The organism is Ruminococcus sp. Marseille-P328 (genome assembly GCF_964249465.1).
In the GTDB taxonomy this organism is placed as follows: domain Bacteria; phylum Bacillota; class Clostridia; order Lachnospirales; family Lachnospiraceae; genus Blautia_A; species Blautia_A faecis.
On the sequence record NZ_CAXUBQ010000014.1, the window covers coordinates 52,843 to 72,008 of the forward strand.

Annotated in this window: 17 protein-coding genes; 13 read left to right on the forward strand and 4 right to left on the reverse strand. The window is 41.0% G+C overall.

Annotation, left to right across the window (positions count from 1 at the left end):
* Nucleotides 1-15: 15 nt before the first annotated feature.
* From nifS to ACESTK_RS11270, 3 genes are all read left to right on the forward strand, one after another.
* Nucleotides 16-1,197 (forward strand): cysteine desulfurase NifS, encoded by a 1,182-nt coding sequence (gene nifS, locus ACESTK_RS11260; protein ID WP_373119760.1) that lies wholly within the window; start codon nt 16-18, stop codon nt 1,195-1,197.
* Nucleotides 1,198-1,383: 186 nt separating this feature from the next.
* Complete coding sequence (gene nifU, locus ACESTK_RS11265; RefSeq protein ID WP_118580961.1) at nt 1,384-1,830, forward strand: Fe-S cluster assembly scaffold protein NifU; 447 nt, start codon at nt 1,384-1,386, stop codon at nt 1,828-1,830.
* Between the two features lie 288 nt (nt 1,831-2,118).
* A complete protein-coding gene (locus ACESTK_RS11270; RefSeq protein WP_270413937.1) occupies nt 2,119-4,725 on the forward strand; it encodes a cation-translocating P-type ATPase in 2,607 nt (868 codons plus the stop codon).
* A gap of 165 nt (nt 4,726-4,890) precedes the next feature.
* On the opposite strand, the gene ACESTK_RS11275 is transcribed toward ACESTK_RS11270, so the two are convergent.
* A complete protein-coding gene (locus ACESTK_RS11275) occupies nt 4,891-5,724 on the reverse strand; it encodes a histidinol-phosphatase HisJ family protein (RefSeq protein ID WP_226815043.1) in 834 nt (277 codons plus the stop codon).
* 369 nt (nt 5,725-6,093) lie between these two features.
* Between ACESTK_RS11275 and gap the strand changes: the two genes are divergently transcribed.
* The 3 genes from gap to tpiA all read left to right on the forward strand — a co-directional run bounded on the left by gap (nt 6,094) and on the right by tpiA (nt 9,391).
* Nucleotides 6,094-7,113 carry a type I glyceraldehyde-3-phosphate dehydrogenase gene (gap, locus tag ACESTK_RS11280; protein WP_117851616.1) on the forward strand — a complete coding sequence of 340 codons (1,020 nt, stop codon included), beginning with the start codon at nt 6,094-6,096 and terminating at the stop codon, nt 7,111-7,113.
* Nucleotides 7,114-7,256: 143 nt separating this feature from the next.
* Nucleotides 7,257-8,450, forward strand: a complete 1,194-nt coding sequence (pgk, locus tag ACESTK_RS11285) for a phosphoglycerate kinase (RefSeq protein WP_118580955.1) — start codon at nt 7,257-7,259, stop codon at nt 8,448-8,450.
* A gap of 188 nt (nt 8,451-8,638) precedes the next feature.
* Nucleotides 8,639-9,391 (forward strand): triose-phosphate isomerase, encoded by a 753-nt coding sequence (tpiA, locus tag ACESTK_RS11290; RefSeq protein ID WP_118580952.1) that lies wholly within the window; start codon nt 8,639-8,641, stop codon nt 9,389-9,391.
* Nucleotides 9,392-9,987: 596 nt separating this feature from the next.
* On the opposite strand, the gene ACESTK_RS11295 is transcribed toward tpiA, so the two are convergent.
* On the reverse strand, nt 9,988-10,437 hold the full coding sequence (locus ACESTK_RS11295) for an Rrf2 family transcriptional regulator (protein ID WP_118580949.1): 450 nt from the start codon (nt 10,435-10,437) through the stop codon (nt 9,988-9,990).
* 228 nt (nt 10,438-10,665) lie between these two features.
* Between ACESTK_RS11295 and ACESTK_RS11300 the strand changes: the two genes are divergently transcribed.
* Both ACESTK_RS11300 and ACESTK_RS11305 read left to right on the forward strand, forming a co-directional pair.
* The gene (locus ACESTK_RS11300; RefSeq protein WP_119247515.1) at nt 10,666-10,998 is read left to right on the forward strand and encodes a nitrous oxide-stimulated promoter; all 333 of its coding nucleotides are present in this window, start codon (nt 10,666-10,668) and stop codon (nt 10,996-10,998) included.
* A 40-nt stretch (nt 10,999-11,038) separates the two neighbouring features.
* Entirely contained in the window at nt 11,039-11,665 is a 627-nt protein-coding gene (locus ACESTK_RS11305) for a DUF3786 domain-containing protein (protein WP_373119762.1), read from the forward strand.
* Here ACESTK_RS11305 and ACESTK_RS11310 read toward each other — a convergent pair.
* Entirely contained in the window at nt 11,587-12,234 is a 648-nt protein-coding gene (locus ACESTK_RS11310; protein WP_173771572.1) for a TetR/AcrR family transcriptional regulator, read from the reverse strand. The two genes, ACESTK_RS11305 and ACESTK_RS11310, sit on opposite strands and share 79 nt — an antisense overlap.
* A gap of 168 nt (nt 12,235-12,402) precedes the next feature.
* On the opposite strand from ACESTK_RS11310, the gene ACESTK_RS11315 reads away from it, so the two are divergent.
* The 5 genes from ACESTK_RS11315 (at nt 12,403) to ACESTK_RS11335 (ending at nt 18,156) form a co-directional block, all read left to right on the forward strand.
* Nucleotides 12,403-13,173 (forward strand): AAA family ATPase, encoded by a 771-nt coding sequence (locus tag ACESTK_RS11315; protein WP_373119764.1) that lies wholly within the window; start codon nt 12,403-12,405, stop codon nt 13,171-13,173.
* Nucleotides 13,174-13,190: 17 nt separating this feature from the next.
* A complete protein-coding gene (locus tag ACESTK_RS11320; RefSeq protein ID WP_227198822.1) occupies nt 13,191-13,967 on the forward strand; it encodes an ATP-binding protein in 777 nt (258 codons plus the stop codon).
* Between the two features lie 20 nt (nt 13,968-13,987).
* Nucleotides 13,988-14,746 carry an AAA family ATPase gene (locus ACESTK_RS11325; RefSeq protein WP_373119766.1) on the forward strand — a complete coding sequence of 253 codons (759 nt, stop codon included), beginning with the start codon at nt 13,988-13,990 and terminating at the stop codon, nt 14,744-14,746.
* A gap of 37 nt (nt 14,747-14,783) precedes the next feature.
* Nucleotides 14,784-14,960: a TFIIB-type zinc ribbon-containing protein gene (locus ACESTK_RS11330; RefSeq protein WP_226837154.1), complete on the forward strand. Its 177-nt coding sequence runs from the start codon at nt 14,784-14,786 to the stop codon at nt 14,958-14,960.
* A 334-nt stretch (nt 14,961-15,294) separates the two neighbouring features.
* The gene (locus ACESTK_RS11335) at nt 15,295-18,156 is read left to right on the forward strand and encodes a glycoside hydrolase family 3 C-terminal domain-containing protein (RefSeq protein ID WP_373119768.1); all 2,862 of its coding nucleotides are present in this window, start codon (nt 15,295-15,297) and stop codon (nt 18,154-18,156) included.
* A 304-nt stretch (nt 18,157-18,460) separates the two neighbouring features.
* Here the strand turns inward: ACESTK_RS11335 and ACESTK_RS11340 are convergent, their stop codons facing one another.
* Entirely contained in the window at nt 18,461-18,895 is a 435-nt protein-coding gene (locus tag ACESTK_RS11340) for a Fur family transcriptional regulator (protein WP_118580919.1), read from the reverse strand.
* Nucleotides 18,896-19,166: the final 271 nt, after the last annotated feature.

Here is a 19,166-nt window from a genome sequence, read left to right on the forward strand (position 1 = left end):
CCAGGAGGAAGAAAAATGGGAAAAATGATATATCTGGATAATGCGGCTACTACCAAGACCGCTCCGGAAGTAGTAGAAGCAATGCTTCCTTATTTTACCGAAATGTATGGAAATCCATCCAGCATTTACGACTTCGCATCCAAGAGCAAAGAGGGCGTCAGCAAGGCAAGAGGCCAGATCGCAGATGCACTTGGTGCCAAGAAAGAAGAAATCTATTTCACAGCTGGCGGATCAGAGGCTGATAACTGGGCACTGAAAGCCACCTTTGAAGCATATAAATCCAAAGGAAACCACATCATCACAACCAAAATCGAGCATCATGCAATCCTTCACACCTGCGAATACCTTGAGAAAGAGCGCGGAGCGAAGATCACATATCTTGATGTAGATGAAAATGGTATTGTGAAGCTTGACGAGCTTGAGAAAGCTATTACACCAGAGACGATTCTGATTTCTGTTATGTTTGCGAACAATGAGATCGGATCTATCCAGCCGATCAGGGAAATCGGTGCAATTGCCAAAGAGCATGGCATTCTTTTCCACACAGATGCAGTACAGGTTTTTGGACAGGTGCCGATCAATGTAGATGAGTTAGGAATTGATATGCTCAGTTCCAGTGGACACAAGCTGAATGGACCGAAGGGAATCGGTTTCCTTTACATCCGCAAGGGTGTTAAGATACGTTCCTTTGTACATGGTGGAGCGCAGGAGAGAAAGCGCCGTGCAGGTACAGAGAATGTTCCTGGAATCGTAGGTTACGGCGTTGCTGCAGATCGTGCAGTCCGCACTATGAAAGAACGTACAGACAAAGAGATTCAGGTAAGAGATCATTTCATTGAAAGAATCCTGAAAGAGATTCCGTATGTGAAATTAAATGGTGACCGCACCAAACGTCTTCCGAATAATGTAAATGTAAGCTTCCAGTTCATCGAAGGAGAGTCCATGCTGCTCATGCTTGACAATTATGGCATCTGTGCATCCAGCGGTTCTGCTTGTACATCAGGCTCCCTGGATCCGTCCCATGTACTTCTGGCTATCGGACTCCCACATGAGATTGCACATGGTTCCCTGCGTATGACCTTAAGTGAGGAGACTACCATGGAAGATGCTGATTTTGTAGTAGATAAGCTGAAAGAAATCGTAGCTTACCTGAGATCAATGTCTCCATTATATGAAGATTTTATAAAAAAACAGTAACTGTTCAGTACCTTCACAGTTACACGCTTCGCGATGCACAGAAATCATGCTTTGCATGATTTCGCGCCGACATTTTCGGGTTTTCTGTGAACTACGTTCACAAAAAACACCTCGCGGAATAGTGCCTGCTGAATAGTTAAAAAAAATAAAAAATTTGATTAAAACACTTGCCAGGAGGAAAAAAAGATGTATAGTGAGAAAGTAATGGATCATTTCCAGCATCCACGTAATGTTGGAGAAATAGAGAATGCAAGCGGTGTCGGTACAGTAGGAAATGCCAAATGCGGCGATATTATGAGAATTTTCCTGGATATCGATGACGAGACACATATTATCAGAGACTGCAAATTCAAAACTTTCGGCTGCGGTGCCGCAGTAGCAACCAGCAGTATGGCTACTGAGATGGTAAAAGGTAAAACTATTGAGGAAGCCATGAAGCTTACCAACAAGGCTGTTATGGAGGCTCTTGACGGACTTCCGCCAGTGAAAGTACACTGTTCTCTTCTTGCAGAGGAGGCTGTACATGCTGCACTGTGGGATTACGCACAGAAGCATCACATTGAGATCGAAGGTCTGAAGAAACCGAAGTCTGACATCCATGAGGGTGAAGAGGCAGAGGAAGAAGAGTATTAATAGTTACTGCGAACTGCAGTAATTATAAAGTGTCGTCATCGATACAAAAGAATAATATTTTTTACAGGAAACCGAATCCTTAAGCAGATTTATTTCGTTACAGATAAATAGGTGGTAAAGATGAGGCAGACCGTAAAGAGAATTCATCAGGGCGGATGTTATCATCTGCCCTATTTTAATACAATGGCACGAACGGTTTTTGGACCTTTTGACACTGGTATCATACAATGGGAAAAAGAGTAAAACGGAAACATCCTTAAATAAAACATAAGAATGAAGGAAGTAACGATGACAGGACTGACAAACGAACAGGTACAACAAAGAATTGAAGAGGGGAAAATCAATGTCAATGAGAACCCCAACACAAGGAGCTATAAGCAGATCGTAAGGGAGAATGTGCTTACATTTTTCAACTTTCTGAATCTGGCTCTGATGATTATGGTATTGCTGGTTGGTTCCTATAAGAACTCCATGTTCATGGGAATTATTGTGATCAATACGGTGATCGGAATCATCCAGGAAGTGCGTGCGAAAAAGACGCTGGATAAGCTGGCTATCCTTACAGAGAGCAAGGCAGTGGTCTTGCGTGAAGGGAAAAAATGGTCCATCTCCACGGAGAAGCTGGTTCTGGATGATATTCTTTTTCTGAAAACAGGAGATCAGGTGCCCGCAGATGCCAGGGTGCTTGAGGGCAGTATTGAGGTCAATGAATCCCTGCTGACCGGTGAATCGGATAACCTTCAGAAAAATGAAGGGGACGAGCTTTTTTCAGGAAGCTTTGTCACATCCGGAGAGGCCTGCTGTCAGGTTATCCACGTTGGCAAGGATAATTACGCATCTCAGATTACCAGCGAGGCGAAGGAATTTAAACGTCATAACTCAGAACTTCGTAATTCCCTGAATGCGATTCTGAAGACTATAAGTGTGATCATAGTTCCTATGGGAATGCTGTTGTTTTATAAGCAATATTACATTGCGGGAAACGGAATCCGGGATGCAGTAGTGAATATGGTGGCTGCTGTCCTTGGAATGATCCCTGAGGGACTGGTGCTCCTTACCAGTGTGGCGCTGACTCTTGGTGCGCTGACACTGACCCGTAAGAATACCCTGGTGCAGGAATTGTATTGTATTGAGACTCTGGCGAGAGTGGATACCCTCTGTCTGGATAAAACCGGAACCATCACAGCCGGTACTATGTGCGTGGAACAGGTACAGCCCTATGTGGAAGGGATGGAGATCAAGGCTCCGGAAGCAGAAAATGAGAATATAAGCGAAAGTACAATAAATGGAATAGCGAATCAAGCTCAGAAAGTTCCAGAAATGGCAGCTGCAGAGGCGCAGTCTGAAGTATCCGTGGTTGCGGCACAATTGCAGATAGGAGTTGTTATGGGAACTACTGAACAGCTGTCAGCACAAGATTCACAGGGCAATGTCAATACTGATTTAGCCATCAGCGGCGCCCAGCCAGAATTGACCATGGGTGAGATCGAACGTGTCATGGCAAACATGATGTCCGTTTTAAAGGACAAGAACGCCACCGCAGATGCACTCCACAAACGCTTCTCCAGAAGAACGGACATGCCGGTAGATCATTGCATTCCGTTTTCCTCAGATCGCAAATACAGCGGTGTAGCCTTTAAAACAGAAGGAACTTATCTGATGGGTGCTGCCCAGTTCCTTTTCCCGGATGGAAATGAAAACTTGATCAAGCAGTGTGCTGCTTATGGAAAAGAAGGCTTACGTGTTCTGGTGTTGGCGCATAGCCCAAACCTGAATCGGGAGAATGAGCTTCCGGAAGGGTTAAAGCCGGTTGCGTTATTTATGCTTACTGACATTATCAGGGATAATGCACCTGAAACTCTGGCATTTTTCAAAGACCAGGGCGTAGATCTGAAAGTGATCTCCGGTGATGATCCTGTGACTGTTTCTGCCATTGCAAAAAAAGCAGGCCTGGAGAATGCTGATAAATATATTGATGCCACCACTATCACCACACCGGAGGATATGGAGCGTGCCGTTGCAGAGTGTTCCGTATTCGGCCGTGTAACTCCGCAGCAGAAGAAAGAGATGGTGCTTGCCCTTCAGAAACAGAAGCATACAGTTGCCATGACCGGTGACGGTGTGAACGATGTTTTGGCACTGAAAGAGGCAGACTGCAGCGTGGTTATGGCAGAGGGAAGTGATGCTGCCAAGAACATTGCAAATGTAGTGCTCATGGATTCCAATTTTGCCGCTATGCCGGAAATTGTGAACCAGGGACGCCGTGTGGTGAACAACATTCGTACCGCAGCCTCCATGTTCCTGATCAAAACTATTTTCTCTGTGCTGCTGTGTCTGATCACTATTTTCTGGGGCGATAGCTATCCGTTTGAGCCAATTCAGATGTCCCTGATCAGTGCCTGCGCAGTGGGTATCCCAACCTTCCTGCTAGCCCAGGAAAACAACTTCAACAAGATTGAGAGTGGTTTTCTGCGTTATGTATTTATGAATGCATTCCCAGCAGCAGTCACCATTACGGGATGTGTATTTACCATTATGCTGGTCTGCCAGAACGTTTACCATAGCAATGTAATGCTGAGTACAGCCTGTTTCCTGGTAACCGGATGGAACTACATGGCAGCTTTGAAGACGGTATACGCGCCTCTAAGCAGGTACAGGAAAATCATTATTTACGGTATGCAGTTCATTTTTTTCTTCGCAGCCGTATGTGTGCAGAACCTGCTGGCACTTGGCTCCCTGGAATTCGGAATGATCATCCTGGTATTTATCCTGATGACCTTCTCTCCGGTTGTAATCGAAGTTATCACAGAATGGTGCAGATCTTTGTATAACAAGGCACATGAGAAGGAAAAGAAAGGAATTATTTCTCTGTTTTTGGAGAAAGTGCAGAAATAATGACTGACCTGGTCTTGAGTGGCAATCAAAAATAATACCTCAAGCTGAATTTGAAAAGAAACGCAAAAAATGCTTCATCGCTTGTTATGACGATGAGGCATTTTTTTAACATGCTCTAAAAGCCGGGCTGATTTCTTCTGCCGGGTATGGAAAAACAGGGCTTCGTTATAACTTTACAAAGTTTGGTTTCCGATCTTTAAATACTGTATAATATTCAAATCCACATTCTTTCAGCACCTGCGCAGCCCTATCAAAAGCGTATCCTATTTTATCCGGTGTATGCGCGTCAGCACCAATGGTGATGATTTCGCCCCCTAGTTCTTTATAACGCCGGATGATATCCGTACATGGGTTTGGCTCTCCAAGACCGTAGTGATAACCGCCGGTGTTGACTTCCAGTCCTACATTTGTGTCTGTCAGTTTTTTCAGAATCGCATCCAGAATGTTCCGATATTTTTTATAAGAATAAAACTGGTTTTTGTTTGGACCGTAGCGGACAATATAATCCAGATGTCCATAAGTGTCCATTTCATGAAATGCATCCAGATTCTCCAGAATGGATTCGAAATATTCAAGGTAGGCCTGTTCCTCGTTCCTGCCCTGGAAAAATTCCGGGTAGTAGGGGTCGGCACCGTGGACTACGTGAGAAGAACCAATCACGAAATCGAAAGGATATTCTTTTAAAAGATTGTGAAAATATTGTTTAAGATGAAGCTGCAAACCGATCTCAATACCGAAATGGATGTGAATCTGATTCTTGTAAGTCACTTTCAGTTCGTTGAGTTTAGTGTAATAGGCGGGAATATCCAGGGCAAATTCCAGGTCATCCGGAGTTGGTGGATAGTCTGGATCCAGATGCTCTGTAAAGCAGATTCCCTTAAACCCCAGTGCAATGGCCTGGCGGATCATATCCGCAGTGGGAGTGCCGGAATCTGCGGAAAATTCAGAATGCATGTGGCAGTCCCACAAAACTCCGGGAGAGTTGGAAAGTATTTTCATAATAACCTCCTTATAAATTATAAACCAAGCAAAGTATTTTAAAAATATATTTTCTGTAAATATAAAGATATATTTTATGGATAAGTGTACAGCGAAGGAACATGTGAAAAAAATTCTTCCTACACGAAAAAGAAAGGAAAAAACGTGCATAAATGCTGCCACTGTGTCATAAAAGGGACTTAATTGTCTCATTTGAGAGCAGTATATCATATCAGAGAATATTTGTGGCAATTTGCCTGTTATTTTTTTGAAAATAGGCTTGAATTTTTGTTCGGAATTAGGTACAATACGCTATAGGTTGATGTTTCTTTCACAAAGATTGAAGCACTCACATAATTTTTACCATTTAATTCATAGGAGGAATTTATCATGGCAGTAAAAGTTGCAATTAATGGTTTTGGACGTATTGGTCGTCTTGCATTCCGTCAGATGTTCGGTGCAGAAGGATTTGAAATCGTTGCTATCAACGACTTAACATCTCCTAAAATGCTCGCTCACTTATTAAAATATGACTCAACTCAGGGAAGATATGCTCTTGCAGATACAGTAGTAGCTGGAGAGGATTCCATCACGGTTGACGGAAAAGAAATCAAAATTTATGCAAAAGCTAACGCTGCTGAGCTTCCATGGGGAGAGATCGGTGTAGACGTAGTTCTTGAGTGTACTGGATTCTATACATCCAAAGACAAAGCTCAGGCTCATATCGATGCAGGTGCTAAACATGTTATCATTTCCGCTCCGGCTGGAAACGACCTTAAGACAATCGTTTACAATGTAAACCATGAGACTCTTACAAAAGAGGATCACATCATTTCCGCAGCTTCCTGTACAACAAACTGCTTAGCTCCAATGGCTAAAGCACTTAATGACCTTGCTGCAATCAAATCCGGTATCATGTGCACAATCCACGCTTACACAGGCGATCAGATGACACTTGACGGACCGCAGAGAAAAGGCGATCTGAGAAGATCCCGTGCAGCTGCAGTTAACATCGTTCCGAACAGCACAGGTGCTGCTAAAGCAATCGGTCTTGTTATCCCAGAACTGAACGGCAAACTGATCGGTTCCGCACAGCGTGTTCCAACCCCAACAGGTTCTACTACAATCCTTACAGCAGTTGTTGAAGGAAATGTAACTAAAGAGCAGATCAACGCAGCTATGAAAGCAGCTTCTAACGAGTCCTTCGGATACAACGAAGATGAGATCGTTTCCAGCGATATCGTTGGTATGAGATTTGGTTCTCTGTTCGATGCTACTCAGACAATGGTTCTTCCACTTGAGAATGGCACAACAGAGGTTCAGGTTGTTTCCTGGTATGACAATGAGAACTCCTACACAAGCCAGATGGTTCGTACAATCAAACACTTTGGTAAACTGCTTAACGCTTAATCAGAAGCAGAGTAGGGTTTTCAAATGCTGACAAGCCATGGCCTGACAGCATATGAATAAGACTCAGAGAAGGGTCCGGTCTGAATAGGACCGGACCCTTTTGTCTGTATAAAAAGTTAAATTTTATAAGGAGGCATAACAAGATGCTGAATAAGAAATCTGTTGATGACATCAACGTAAAAGGCAAAAGAGTCCTCGTAAGATGTGACTTCAATGTACCTCTGCAGGACGGTAAGATTACAGATGAGAACCGTCTGGTAGCAGCTCTTCCTACAATCAAGAAGCTTGTTGCAGATGGTGGAAAGATTATCCTTTGCTCTCACCTTGGAAAACCGAAAGGAGAGCCGAAACCGGAGCTTTCTCTTGCACCTGTTGCTAAACGTCTCACAGAGCTTCTCGGACAGGAAGTGAAATTCGTTCCAAGCCCGGTTGTTGTAGATGACACTGTAAAAGCAGCAGTAGCTGACATGAAAGACGGCGAGATCATTCTTCTTGAGAATACCCGTTATCGTGCAGAAGAGACTAAGAACGGTGATGAATTCAGCAAGGAACTTGCTTCTCTTTGCGATGTATTTGTAAACGATGCATTTGGTACCGCTCACAGAGCACACTGCTCTAACGTTGGTGTTACCAAATATGTAGATACAGCTGTTGTTGGATATCTGATGCAGAAAGAAATCGATTTCCTCGGAAACGCTGTAAACAATCCTGATAGACCATTCGTAGCAATCCTTGGCGGTGCTAAGGTTTCCAGCAAGATCTCTGTTATCAACAACCTTCTTGACAAGGTGGATACTCTGATCATTGGTGGTGGAATGTCCTATACATTCTCCAAGGCTATGGGCGGACACATTGGTGTTTCCCTTTGCGAGGATGATTATCTTCAGTATGCATTAGACATGATGAAGAAGGCAGAAGAAAAAGGCGTTAAGCTTCTTCTTCCGGTTGATAACAGAATTGGTGATTCCTTCTCCAATGATTGCAATATCCAGGTTGTAAAACGTGGTGAGATTCCGGATGGATGGGAAGGAATGGACATCGGACCAGAGACAGAGAAACTTTTCGCTGACGCTGTAAAAGATGCCAAGACAGTTGTTTGGAACGGACCGATGGGCTGTTTCGAAATGCCGAACTTCGCTCATGGCACGGAGGCTGTTGCCAAAGCTCTTGCTGATACAGATGCTACAACTATCATCGGTGGTGGTGATTCCGCAGCAGCAGTTAATATCCTTGGCTATGGTGACAAGATGACACACATCTCCACAGGTGGCGGTGCATCTCTTGAATTCCTGGAAGGAAAAGAGTTACCAGGCGTAGCAGCAGCTAACGATAAATAAATAGAGCACTTAATGAAAGCAAGCTGTAAGCGCAGCTTGAATTATGTGCGGATTTGGTTCGAAGGAACTTAATGAGAGCAGGCCAACGGCGCAGACCAGCTGACTTTCATATATGGTGATGCCGCCTGCCGGCGACATGTCCGTTTAGTGAATCGAACTTCCTTATCATACAAAAGGAGATATATAAAATGTCTAGAAAGAAAATTATTGCCGGAAACTGGAAAATGAACATGACTCCAAGTGAGGCAGTTAAATTAGTAGAAACTTTAAAACCATTAGTAGCAAACGATGACGTTGACGTAGTATTCTGCGTACCGGCTATCGATATTCTTCCTGTAGTTGAGGCTGCAAAAGGCTCCAACATCCAGGTAGGTGCTGAGAACATGTACTTCGAGGAGAAAGGTGCTTTCACAGGCGAGATTTCCCCGAACATGCTTACAGACGCTGGTGTTAAATACGTAGTTCTCGGACACTCTGAGAGAAGAGAGTACTTCGCTGAGACAAGCGAAACTGTAAACAAGAAAATGCTCAAAGCATTTGAGCACGGAATCACTCCAATTATGTGCTGTGGAGAGACTCTTGATCAGAGAGAGCAGGGTGTAACTATGGACTTTATCCGTCAGCAGGTTAAAGTTGGTTTCCAGAACGTTACAGCTGATCAGGCTAAAACAGCCGTTATCGCTTACGAGCCGATCTGGGCTATCGGAACTGGCAAAACAGCTACAACTGAGCAGGCTCAGGAAGTTTGCGCAGGAATCCGTGCTTGCATCGCTGAGATCTATGATGAGGCAACTGCAGCAGCAATCCGCATCCAGTACGGCGGATCTGTAAACGCTAAGACAGCTCCGGAGTTATTTGCTCAGGCAGACATCGACGGAGGTCTTGTAGGCGGTGCATCCCTGAAACCAGAGTTCGGTGATATCGTAAACTATAACAAATAATAAAATAATAGCTAATTTTTAGCTAATGTGTCCAAGCGAGAAGTAATTAAACGCCCCTAAACACAAGGATGATTGGTAAATATTACCAATTGAATTGTGGGTAGGGGCGTTTTATAATTTACCTACTATCACCTTTTGGTATCACTTTTGGAAGGAAAAATCACTGTCATTCAAATAAGCAGAAATAATGAAATTAGGTATCGTTATTACGAGGCCGATTTCATAAATGTCCATATAAGTTGTTAAATGCCTTTAGATGCTGATAGCTAGAGCATTTAGCGGATTTCCGACTTGGATAAAACTCTATATAAATTCATGTAATTTTTTGAAAAATGGCCCACTTTGTGGCCTACTAACTTTTGATCGAAGTCCTAATATGGTAAGAAGAAGCGCCTGTAGGAACGCTTCTTTTTTTCTGTACAGGAAAGACCGCCTGTGGTGCGCTGCTGAATTTAAAAATGCCCGCACGGAGGCGGGCATGATAACAAGAAAATCCCTGGATTAGAAAATATAAAATTTTACTCGCCAAATCGTTATCGGATTCTTCATCATTTAGAAGATAATCTATATCTGGAAGTCCATTCTCGTTTCTCCTGCTATATAATATTTTGTAAATCATTTTGCATGGATGTTCGCTGATAATAAGTATTTATGATATCCTGTAAAGTAATTGTATTCATCTTTTCTTCAGTGTTTTTTTGAATTTCATTATAGAATCCCTGCAAGGACAACTGAATATTAATGCCAACGCCACAATCAGGGTTGGTATGAGTATCTAAATGAAGTAGCGGTTTCTCGCCCTCCACTGCTTTATAAATATCCAGCAACGTAATCTGGTCTGCTGGTTTTGAAAGAGAAGGACGGGCATGTCCGGCTACACTGGTCATAAGTTCGGCCTTTTTTAGTTTTAACATGAGCTGGCGTACAAAGCCGGGATTTGTATGGACACTTTCTGCAATTGAGGCACTGGAGAGTGAGTTTTCCTGGTTGATAGCAATCAGAACCATTACATGGACAGTATCGCTTAATTTCGTTGAGTATTTCATGATAAGAAACTCCTTGTAGTATGATATAATGATTTTGGTTTCACGTTTTTGAGGCGAAAATATTTCTGGTTTGTCAAAAACATCCCAAGTTCTCAACAGCTCTTTTTAATGTGTTGAGAAATTGTACATATTTTTTATTTTGATGATTGTAAATAATATAATTACAACTATAATGAAATTTAAAGGAAAAGTCAACATAGTAATAAAACTTACGGAGGATTGTATAATATGCTGATTGTGGACAAATTAAAAGGAAATTTATATACCAGAATCAAAAAACATATGACTAAAAAAATGTATCACCTTTATTATCGTGAAAACAGGGAAGCTTCACAGTCTAAAGAAGAATATGAAGCAAATTTATTAAGAGCATACCGACATTTAGACGCATGCAGATTCAAAAATAAGGGATGGCCATGTCCAACATGCCCAAGTTGCTGTTTTTGTGGAAAAGATTATGAAACTATGACTGAGGTAATGGATTTTGTCCAGGAATGGATAAAAGAGAATCCGGATAAAGCCAGATTAATGAAACCACCAAAATCCTTGCATAAACATTGATTATTACATGATGCGATAAAATATTTACAAAGGAGAACTTATGGAATACAGAAATCAAACAGAAAATCGTGCATTTCAGGAAATGCTGCAGGCAGCAGTAAAACGGCTGCAAAATCGTTCCGGAGAGGATATTGCTGCAAAAAGTGGGGCTGTTTTTCATAGCAGCCGAAATGTGCTTGAGGTACCGAGTTTTCATGAAGTGTTTGAAATTCAACTTCCTGAGTTTTATATTAGTTCAGATATAGATGAATGGCATTATCTGACATTGCTGCATTATCTGGATATGGCAGATGGAACGGAAGGCTCACAGAAGCTCATTACTTTTGGCAACCTGAAAGATGGATTGATTCGGGGGACCAAGTTTGACCGGACTGCAGAGCAGAAACTGGAAAAGCTTTTGCAGGACAAAGATCCTGAGAAAATTCAGAAAGCATGTACAAGTCTGGGTGCAGAATTCACAGAGACAACGGCGGATCTGTGTGCTGTTTTTCCAGTTCTGCCAAGATATCCGGTAACTTTAAAGATATGGTTTGCGGATGAAGAATTTCCTGCATCGGGAAAACTATTTCTTCAAGATCATGCCGATCATTATCTGAGTGTAGAAGATGCGGTAACAGTTGGAGAAATTTTACTGCAAAAATTATCGGAAGCATTTTCTTCCCTCTGATCATGAATCAGAAAACTTTCCAGTCCGGCTTTGATAAATTTGTCAATTGTTGTCTGGATCTGTTTCCAGTCATTACAGTGATTGCGGAGCATCAGTCTGTTGATGGAAAGGCAGCCATTCATTTGAAAATAAAAAACCGATTCTGCCTGTTCAAAGGTTAGGAGGCTGTGTGACATGAGCCAGGTCACATAGCCTTCTTTTGTATTTTCTGCTAATTTTTCCAGAAGAATAGGGGCAATTGCATCATCCAGAAACAGTGCCCTGTATTGTGATTCCATCTGTATTATCTGACAGAACGGATAGGAACAACTTTTTTGATTTAGACAGAATAAATGTTCTACAGTTGTTAACATATCCTGAGTCATATCATTAAAAATATCTGATAATACATCATGGATATCGTAGTAATGAAGATAAAAAGTGCCACGGTTGATTTCAGCATTTTGGCAGATTTCTGTAACTGAAATTTTCGTAAAACTTTTCTGCTTTAACAATTCTAAGAACGTATCTTTTATGGTTTGCCTGGTATAGCGGGTACGGCGATCTTGTTTTCTCGTTTTTTCTGACATTATATACTCCTATATTATTTGGTATCATATGATTCCTCAACAATTTTTCTGATGTGTTGAGTAGCCATACAAATCTCATAGATTGATTATTGTAATTTATATAGTAACAACTATAATGGGATTTAAAGAAAAAGTCAACAGATTGTTCAGAATTTTAGGAGGAAAAACATGGGACATGTAATTGCTGTATCAGGAAAAGGCGGTGTAGGGAAAACAACCCTTTGTGGATTGTTGATTCAATATTTATGTGAAAATAGAAAACATCCGGTTTTAGCTGTAGATGCAGATGCAAATGCGAATTTGAATGAAGTGCTCGGCGTTGAACCTGAGATTACACTCGGAGAACTGAGAGAAGAGATTGAACGTGCAGGAGTTGATCCACGATATCAGATTCCGGCAGGAATGACAAAACAGGCTTATCTGGAAATGCGTCTTTCCGATGCAATTGCAGAAGAAGACGATTATGATTTGATGGTAATGGGGCGAACCCAGGGACAGGGCTGCTATTGTTTTGTAAATGGTCTTGTGCAGACCCAGGTTCAGAAACTGCAAAGCCATTATCCATATATTGTGGTTGATAACGAAGCAGGTATGGAACATATCAGCAGAGGAATCCTGCCAATGATGGAAGTTGCGATTCTTGTAAGTGACTGTTCCAGAAGAGGTGTTCAGGCAGCCGGACGTATTGCAAAGCTGATGAAGGAATTAAACTTTAAACCACAGAAAACCGGATTAATCGTGAATCGTGTTCCAGATGGAAAACTGGATGCCGGAACTCTGGAAGAAATCCGAAATCAGGGACTGGAACTGTTAGGGGTTGTACCACATGATGACCAGGTATATCAGTATGACTGTGATGGAAAGCCGATCATACAGCTTCCGAAAGATTCTCCTGTAAGAAGTGCACTGGAAGGAATTGTAAAGAAGTTGGGATTGTGAGTTGGAGGATTGAAAGTATGAAGATTACAGTATGTGGCAAAGGTGGCTGTGGAAAAAGTACAGTATCAGCGCTGCTTGCCAAAGAATTTGAACGAATGGGAAAGACTGTTCTTGTAGCTGATTCTGATGAATCAAATTATGGACTGCATCGCCAACTTGGTGTAAAGCTTCCAAGGGATTTTACAGAGTATTTTGGTGGTAAGGAGAAAGCTTTTAAAACAATGATGGCAGGAGAGATTCTTGATACTGTGAAGTTGTCTGCATTTGCAAAAAAGTTCTATTCGGAACCATTTACATTGAATGAGATACCCGAAGAATATATTTCACGAAACAATGGCGTGATGCTTATTTCCAGTGGAAAAATACGTCAGTCAAATGAAGGCTGTGCCTGCACAATGAATAGTATTTTAAAGCAATTTATCAAACATCTGACGGTAGGAGAAAATGAAGTTGTATTGTTGGATATGGAAGCTGGCGTAGAGCATTTTGGACGTGGTGTAGATAACAGTGTGGATTTAATCTTAATGATCGTAGATCCTTCTTTTGAATCATTGAAATTGACGAAAAAAATCCAACAGCTAGGGGACAGCATTGGGAAAACTGTATTTTTTGTGTTAAATAAAGTAAATGAATTGGTTTTGCCAACAATGTTGGAGTCTATTGACGATCAGAGTAAGGTGTTGGCAGTTATTTCAACAGATACAGAAATCGCAAGAAAGGGATTGGTTGGAGATGAACTAATGATGGAAATTCCGGAAATTCATATGCTTGCAAGGAAAATTTTGAAGCAATAAATGAGAGGAAGTAATAAGAAATGAAAATAGCCGTAACAGGAAAAGGTGGTGTAGGAAAGACCACAATCGCTGCAACTCTTGCAAGATTATATGCAGATGAAGGAAAAACAGTGTATGCAGCGGATGCAGATCCGGATGCGAATCTGGGACTGGCACTAGGTTTTTCAGAGGAAGAACTGGCAGAGATTATACCAGTCAGCAAAATGAGAAAGCTGGTGGAAGAACGGACCGGAGCGGATAAAAGCAATATATTTTACAAAATCAATCCAAAAGTTGACGATATTCCGGAGAGATATTCGAAATTTCGTAATGGTGTCAGATTATTGATTCTTGGAACAGTAGAAACAGCCGGAAGCGGCTGTGTCTGCCCGGAAAATGTAATGCTTAAACGGATCATCAACAATCTTATTCTGCACAGAGAGGATGTTGTGCTGCTGGATATGGAAGCAGGTTTGGAACATCTTGGAAGAGGGACAACAGAAGGCATGGATCAGTTTATCGTTGTGATAGAGCCAGGAGCCAGAAGTGTTCAGACTTATAGAAACGTAAAGCGTCTGGCAGAAGAACTGGGGGTAAAGAAAGTAAGAGTTGTTGCAAATAAAATCAGGGATGAAAGTGATGAAGCATTTGTGAAAGACAGAATACCGGAAAGTGATTTGCTGGGATTTGTTCATTATAATCCGGAAATTATGAATGCAGACAGAGAGGGAGTTTCTCCTTATGATTTCAGCCAGACAGCAGTAGATGAGATAAAAAAAATAAAAGAAAAATTAGGTTAAGAAAATAATAGAATATATACAGGAAAAAGGTGAAAAAATGGGATTTTTTTCAGGATGTATGGATGCCAGAAGCATGACTTCAATTAAAGAAGTTAAATGTCCGAAATGTAGTGCAGATATAGAAGTATTTGTGAGAGATGGAAAAACAGTTGGCGAAAGTGTATGCGATAACTGCGGATATATGATAAAAGAAAACCAGATTACACAGCTGTAATTTGTAATATTACATCCACTTAACGCAAGAAAGAAGCAGTGATATACTGAAATAAAAGTTATTTATAAAATAATAATAAAAATCTGGAACAATATTGTGTGATTGAACAGTTGCAAAGAATGCAATTGTGGAAGATGAAGAAATTTACGTAAAACAATTAACAGAGTATATCCGGAAATATCAAACGGAAAGGGGAAGATCAATAAAGGTTACGGTATTTGGTATTTGCTGCATCTCGTGCCAAAAACGGTACGAAATAATAACCATGTTATAGTAATGACAACAGGAAATGATACTTTAAAAGGACGAGAGAGTCAAAGGAGGGAAAAAGAGAATGATCAGTGTTGAAATGGAAGATGTTCTGGCGGTATTACAATTATGCAAACCGTATATTATCGGTATTGCTGCCGCACTTGTAATTGGAATCGTAATTATGATCGCATGCCGCAGGATGTCCAGGGACAAAAGATTTCTGATAAGAGGAGAAGCTGTGATCGCAATGGTTCTTGCTGTTGTTGTCTGCGTGAATATGATCTGTTTTGGACCAATGGCTACATTGATTGGACTTGCAACGGGAAATGGAACTTTAAGCGATGAAACAAATGAAGAAGCTGCGGAAGTGGCAGAAGAAATTATGGAAGACGGAATTGTTCTTCTGAAGAATGAAAGCTTGCTTCCTTTAAATGAAACAAAAAAACTGAATATTTTTGGCTGGGAATCTATTAATCCGGCTTACGGAGGAGCTGGTTCCGGTGGAATTAATGATCTGTATGATATTGTCAGTCTGAATCAGGGACTTGAAAATGCCGGATTTTCTATTAACCAGAAACTGGTTGATTTTTATAACAATTATGGTGCAGATGATCCGGAAATGTCTATCCAGAAACAGAGCTGGACATTACCTGAGCCACCTGTAGATACTTACAGTGATGAGCTTATTAAAAGTGCGAAAGAGTATTCTGATGTGGCAGTTGTGGTTCTTTCCAGAAAAGCAGGTGAAGGTCATAATGATATTCCTATGGACGTAAAAAAAGCAGCATATGATAATAATTCAGATGAATATGATGATTTTCCTGAGGGAGAGCATTATTTACAGCTTTCACAAACTGAGAGAGATATGGTGGATATGGTTTGCTCAAACTTTGATAATGTCATTGTAATTTATAATGGAGCAAATCAGTTTGAACTTGGTTTCGCAGATGAATATCCTCAGATTAAATCTGTTGTATGGTGCCCAGGAACGGGAAATGTGGGATTTAATGCACTTGGTAAAGTATTTTCAGGTGAAGTCAATCCTTCCGGAAAAACAACGGATACATTTATTTATGATATGACGACTGCTCCGTGGTGGAATAATGCAGAAAAAACAGAGTATACAAATCTGGCAGATATGGCTGTTGAAGGAATGAACGCAGGAACTGCGCAGGTGTATGCTCCGGCATTTACCAATTATGTGGAAGGCATTTATGTAGGATACAAGTACTATGAAACAGCTGCACAGGAAGGTGCGATTGATTACGACAAGACTGTACAGTATCCATTTGGATATGGTCTGAGTTACACAGAATTTGAACAGAAAATGGGTGAACTGGAGGAAAAAGACGGACAGATTTCTGTAGATGTAGAAGTAACCAACTCCGGAGATGTTGCCGGAAAAGATGTAGTAGAAGTGTATTATAAACCGCCATATACAAATGGAGGAATTGAGAAATCTTCTGCAAATCTGATCGAGTTTGCAAAAACAGATCTGCTTCAGCCGGGAGAATCTCAGACCGTTACAGTTACATTCAGTATAGAAGATATGGCCTCTTATGATGAGAATAATGCAAAAGCGTATGTTCTTGAAAAAGGCGATTATGTGATCTCTATCAACAGCGATTCACACACTGTGCTGGATCAGAAAACTTATACTGCAGATACTGATGTAGTATATGAGGAAGAAAATAAAAGAGTATCAGATGATACTGCAGCAACAAATGTATTTGAAGATGCAAAAGGCGATGTGACATATCTGTCACGTGCAGATCATTTTGCAAATTATAAAGAGGCTACAGCAGAACCGGCATCTGCAGAGCTGGGTGAGCCATATGCTTCTGAATATCATCTGAACAGTAATTTTGATAAGACTACATATCTTAATGATGAGGATGTAATGCCGACAACGGGAGCAGATAACGGACTTACATTAGAGGATATGCGAGATGCTGATTATGACGACCCTCGTTGGGAAAAACTTCTGGATCAGCTTTCTGTTGATGAAATGGCAAATATGATTGCAATGGCTGGTTATCAGACAGCAGCCATGGATTCTGTGGGAAAAGTGGCTACACTTGATTTCGATGGACCGGCAGCAATTAATAACAACTTTACAGGGGTTGGTTCTATTGGATTTCCGATTGAAGTTGTGATTGCTTCCACATGGAATAAGGAACTTGCACAAACCTGGGGTGAATGCATGGGCAAGATCAGTCAGGAAATGGGTGCAGAGGGCTGGTATGCACCAGGAATGAATACTCATAGAACCGCATTTGGTGCAAGAAACTATGAATATTTCTCAGAAGATGGAATTCTTTCAGGAAATATGGGAGCAAAAGCAGTAGAAGGAGCAAGAAAATACGGAGTTTATTCTTACATTAAACATTTTGCTATGTATGAAGGTAATGCCAAAATGGTAAGTGTCTGGTCGAATGAGCAGGCAATCCGGGAAATTTATCTGAAACCATTCGAGATTTCTGTAAAACAAGGTGGAGCAAATGCGGTTATGGTTTCCTGGAGTTTCCTTGGAGATAAATGGACTGGAGAATGCAGTAACCTTATGAATACAGTTCTCAGAGATGAATGGGGATTCAGGGGAATGGCGCTTACAGACTTCTTCCGAAACAATGGTCATGGATTTATGAATGCAGATGCAGCTTTGGCGAATGGAGTAGATGTAATGTTGTCTACATTCAATGGAGAAGAGAACAATGTAGCCAATCCAGAGCATCCAACATCTGTACTTCAGATGAGAAATGCCTGCAAAAATGTCATGTATACAGTTGTAAGCAGTTGGGCTTATGATGGAGAACACGAAGAAACAGGTATGGAAAACTGGAAAAAAGCAGGAATTGGTATCGACATTGTAATAGCACTTTTCATGGCAGGAATGGAAGTACTGGTAATTAGAGGATATAAGAAAAGAAAGAATGCTGAATAAGGATGAAAGTGGGATGGAAAACAATTATGAAACAGTAAAAATTGGTTGAAAAGATGACAATAGAAGAAAAGGCAGCGATCCTCAGTGGAAAAACTGTCTGGCAGACCAGAGAAATTGACAGGTTTTCCATCTCGTGTTGTGCTGCTGAAACAAAGGAAAATGGCCGTCTGATTATGAGTGCTGAGGATGTATGGAATGTTTCGCTGACAGCACCAGAGGCGAATATTCTCTTGTGTGCCATTTTTTCTGTGAAAAAGAAGGTTTTCCTATGTGCAGAACCGTCAATACACTCAGGAAAAGATAGTCAGCTCTGTGGAGAAGAAATTTTTTTGTTTTCACAGTCCTGACAGATGCCATGAAGCATATCTCCGCTGCAATGCAGCCGGAAGCCATGATCTTTATACAAATGCTCTTTAAATTCATCCATAAAGTCACAGTCAAGATGCACAACCTTGCCACATCTGATGCATTTCAGATGTAGGTGTTCTGTGCATTTTTTTTCTTCTCCTGCAAACTGAAACACAGCTTTATCACTGTTCAGATCCGGATATTTGATTACAATATGCTCGGCGCAAAGCTTGTCAAGATATCGGTATACAGTTGTTGTATTTACCTTAATTCCTTCAGTTTTTAAATATTTTTCAATATCAGCCACACTGACAGTGACAGCCTTCTGGGACTTCAAATACTCCAGAATAATCTGTCTTGTTTTTGTAGTATAGGGTTTTCGCTCAGCCATTTTCTTTATTCCTTTCATATGTGCTTTTTTTTATTGTATCTTTTTATTTCGCCTAAGTCAATTATGCTCCAGAAATGCAAATAATTTGCAAATATTATTGACGGCCGGTATTCTATGCGTTATTTTAATAAACGCAAATGGTTTGCGCTTATTTTAAGCGGATGAGATAATATGCTTTTGAAATTTTATTTTCAGGCACATCAAGTTTGTGCAGAAAGGATTTTATTATGAGAAAAAAATTATTAACTAGAACAGCACTTGCAGCTACAAT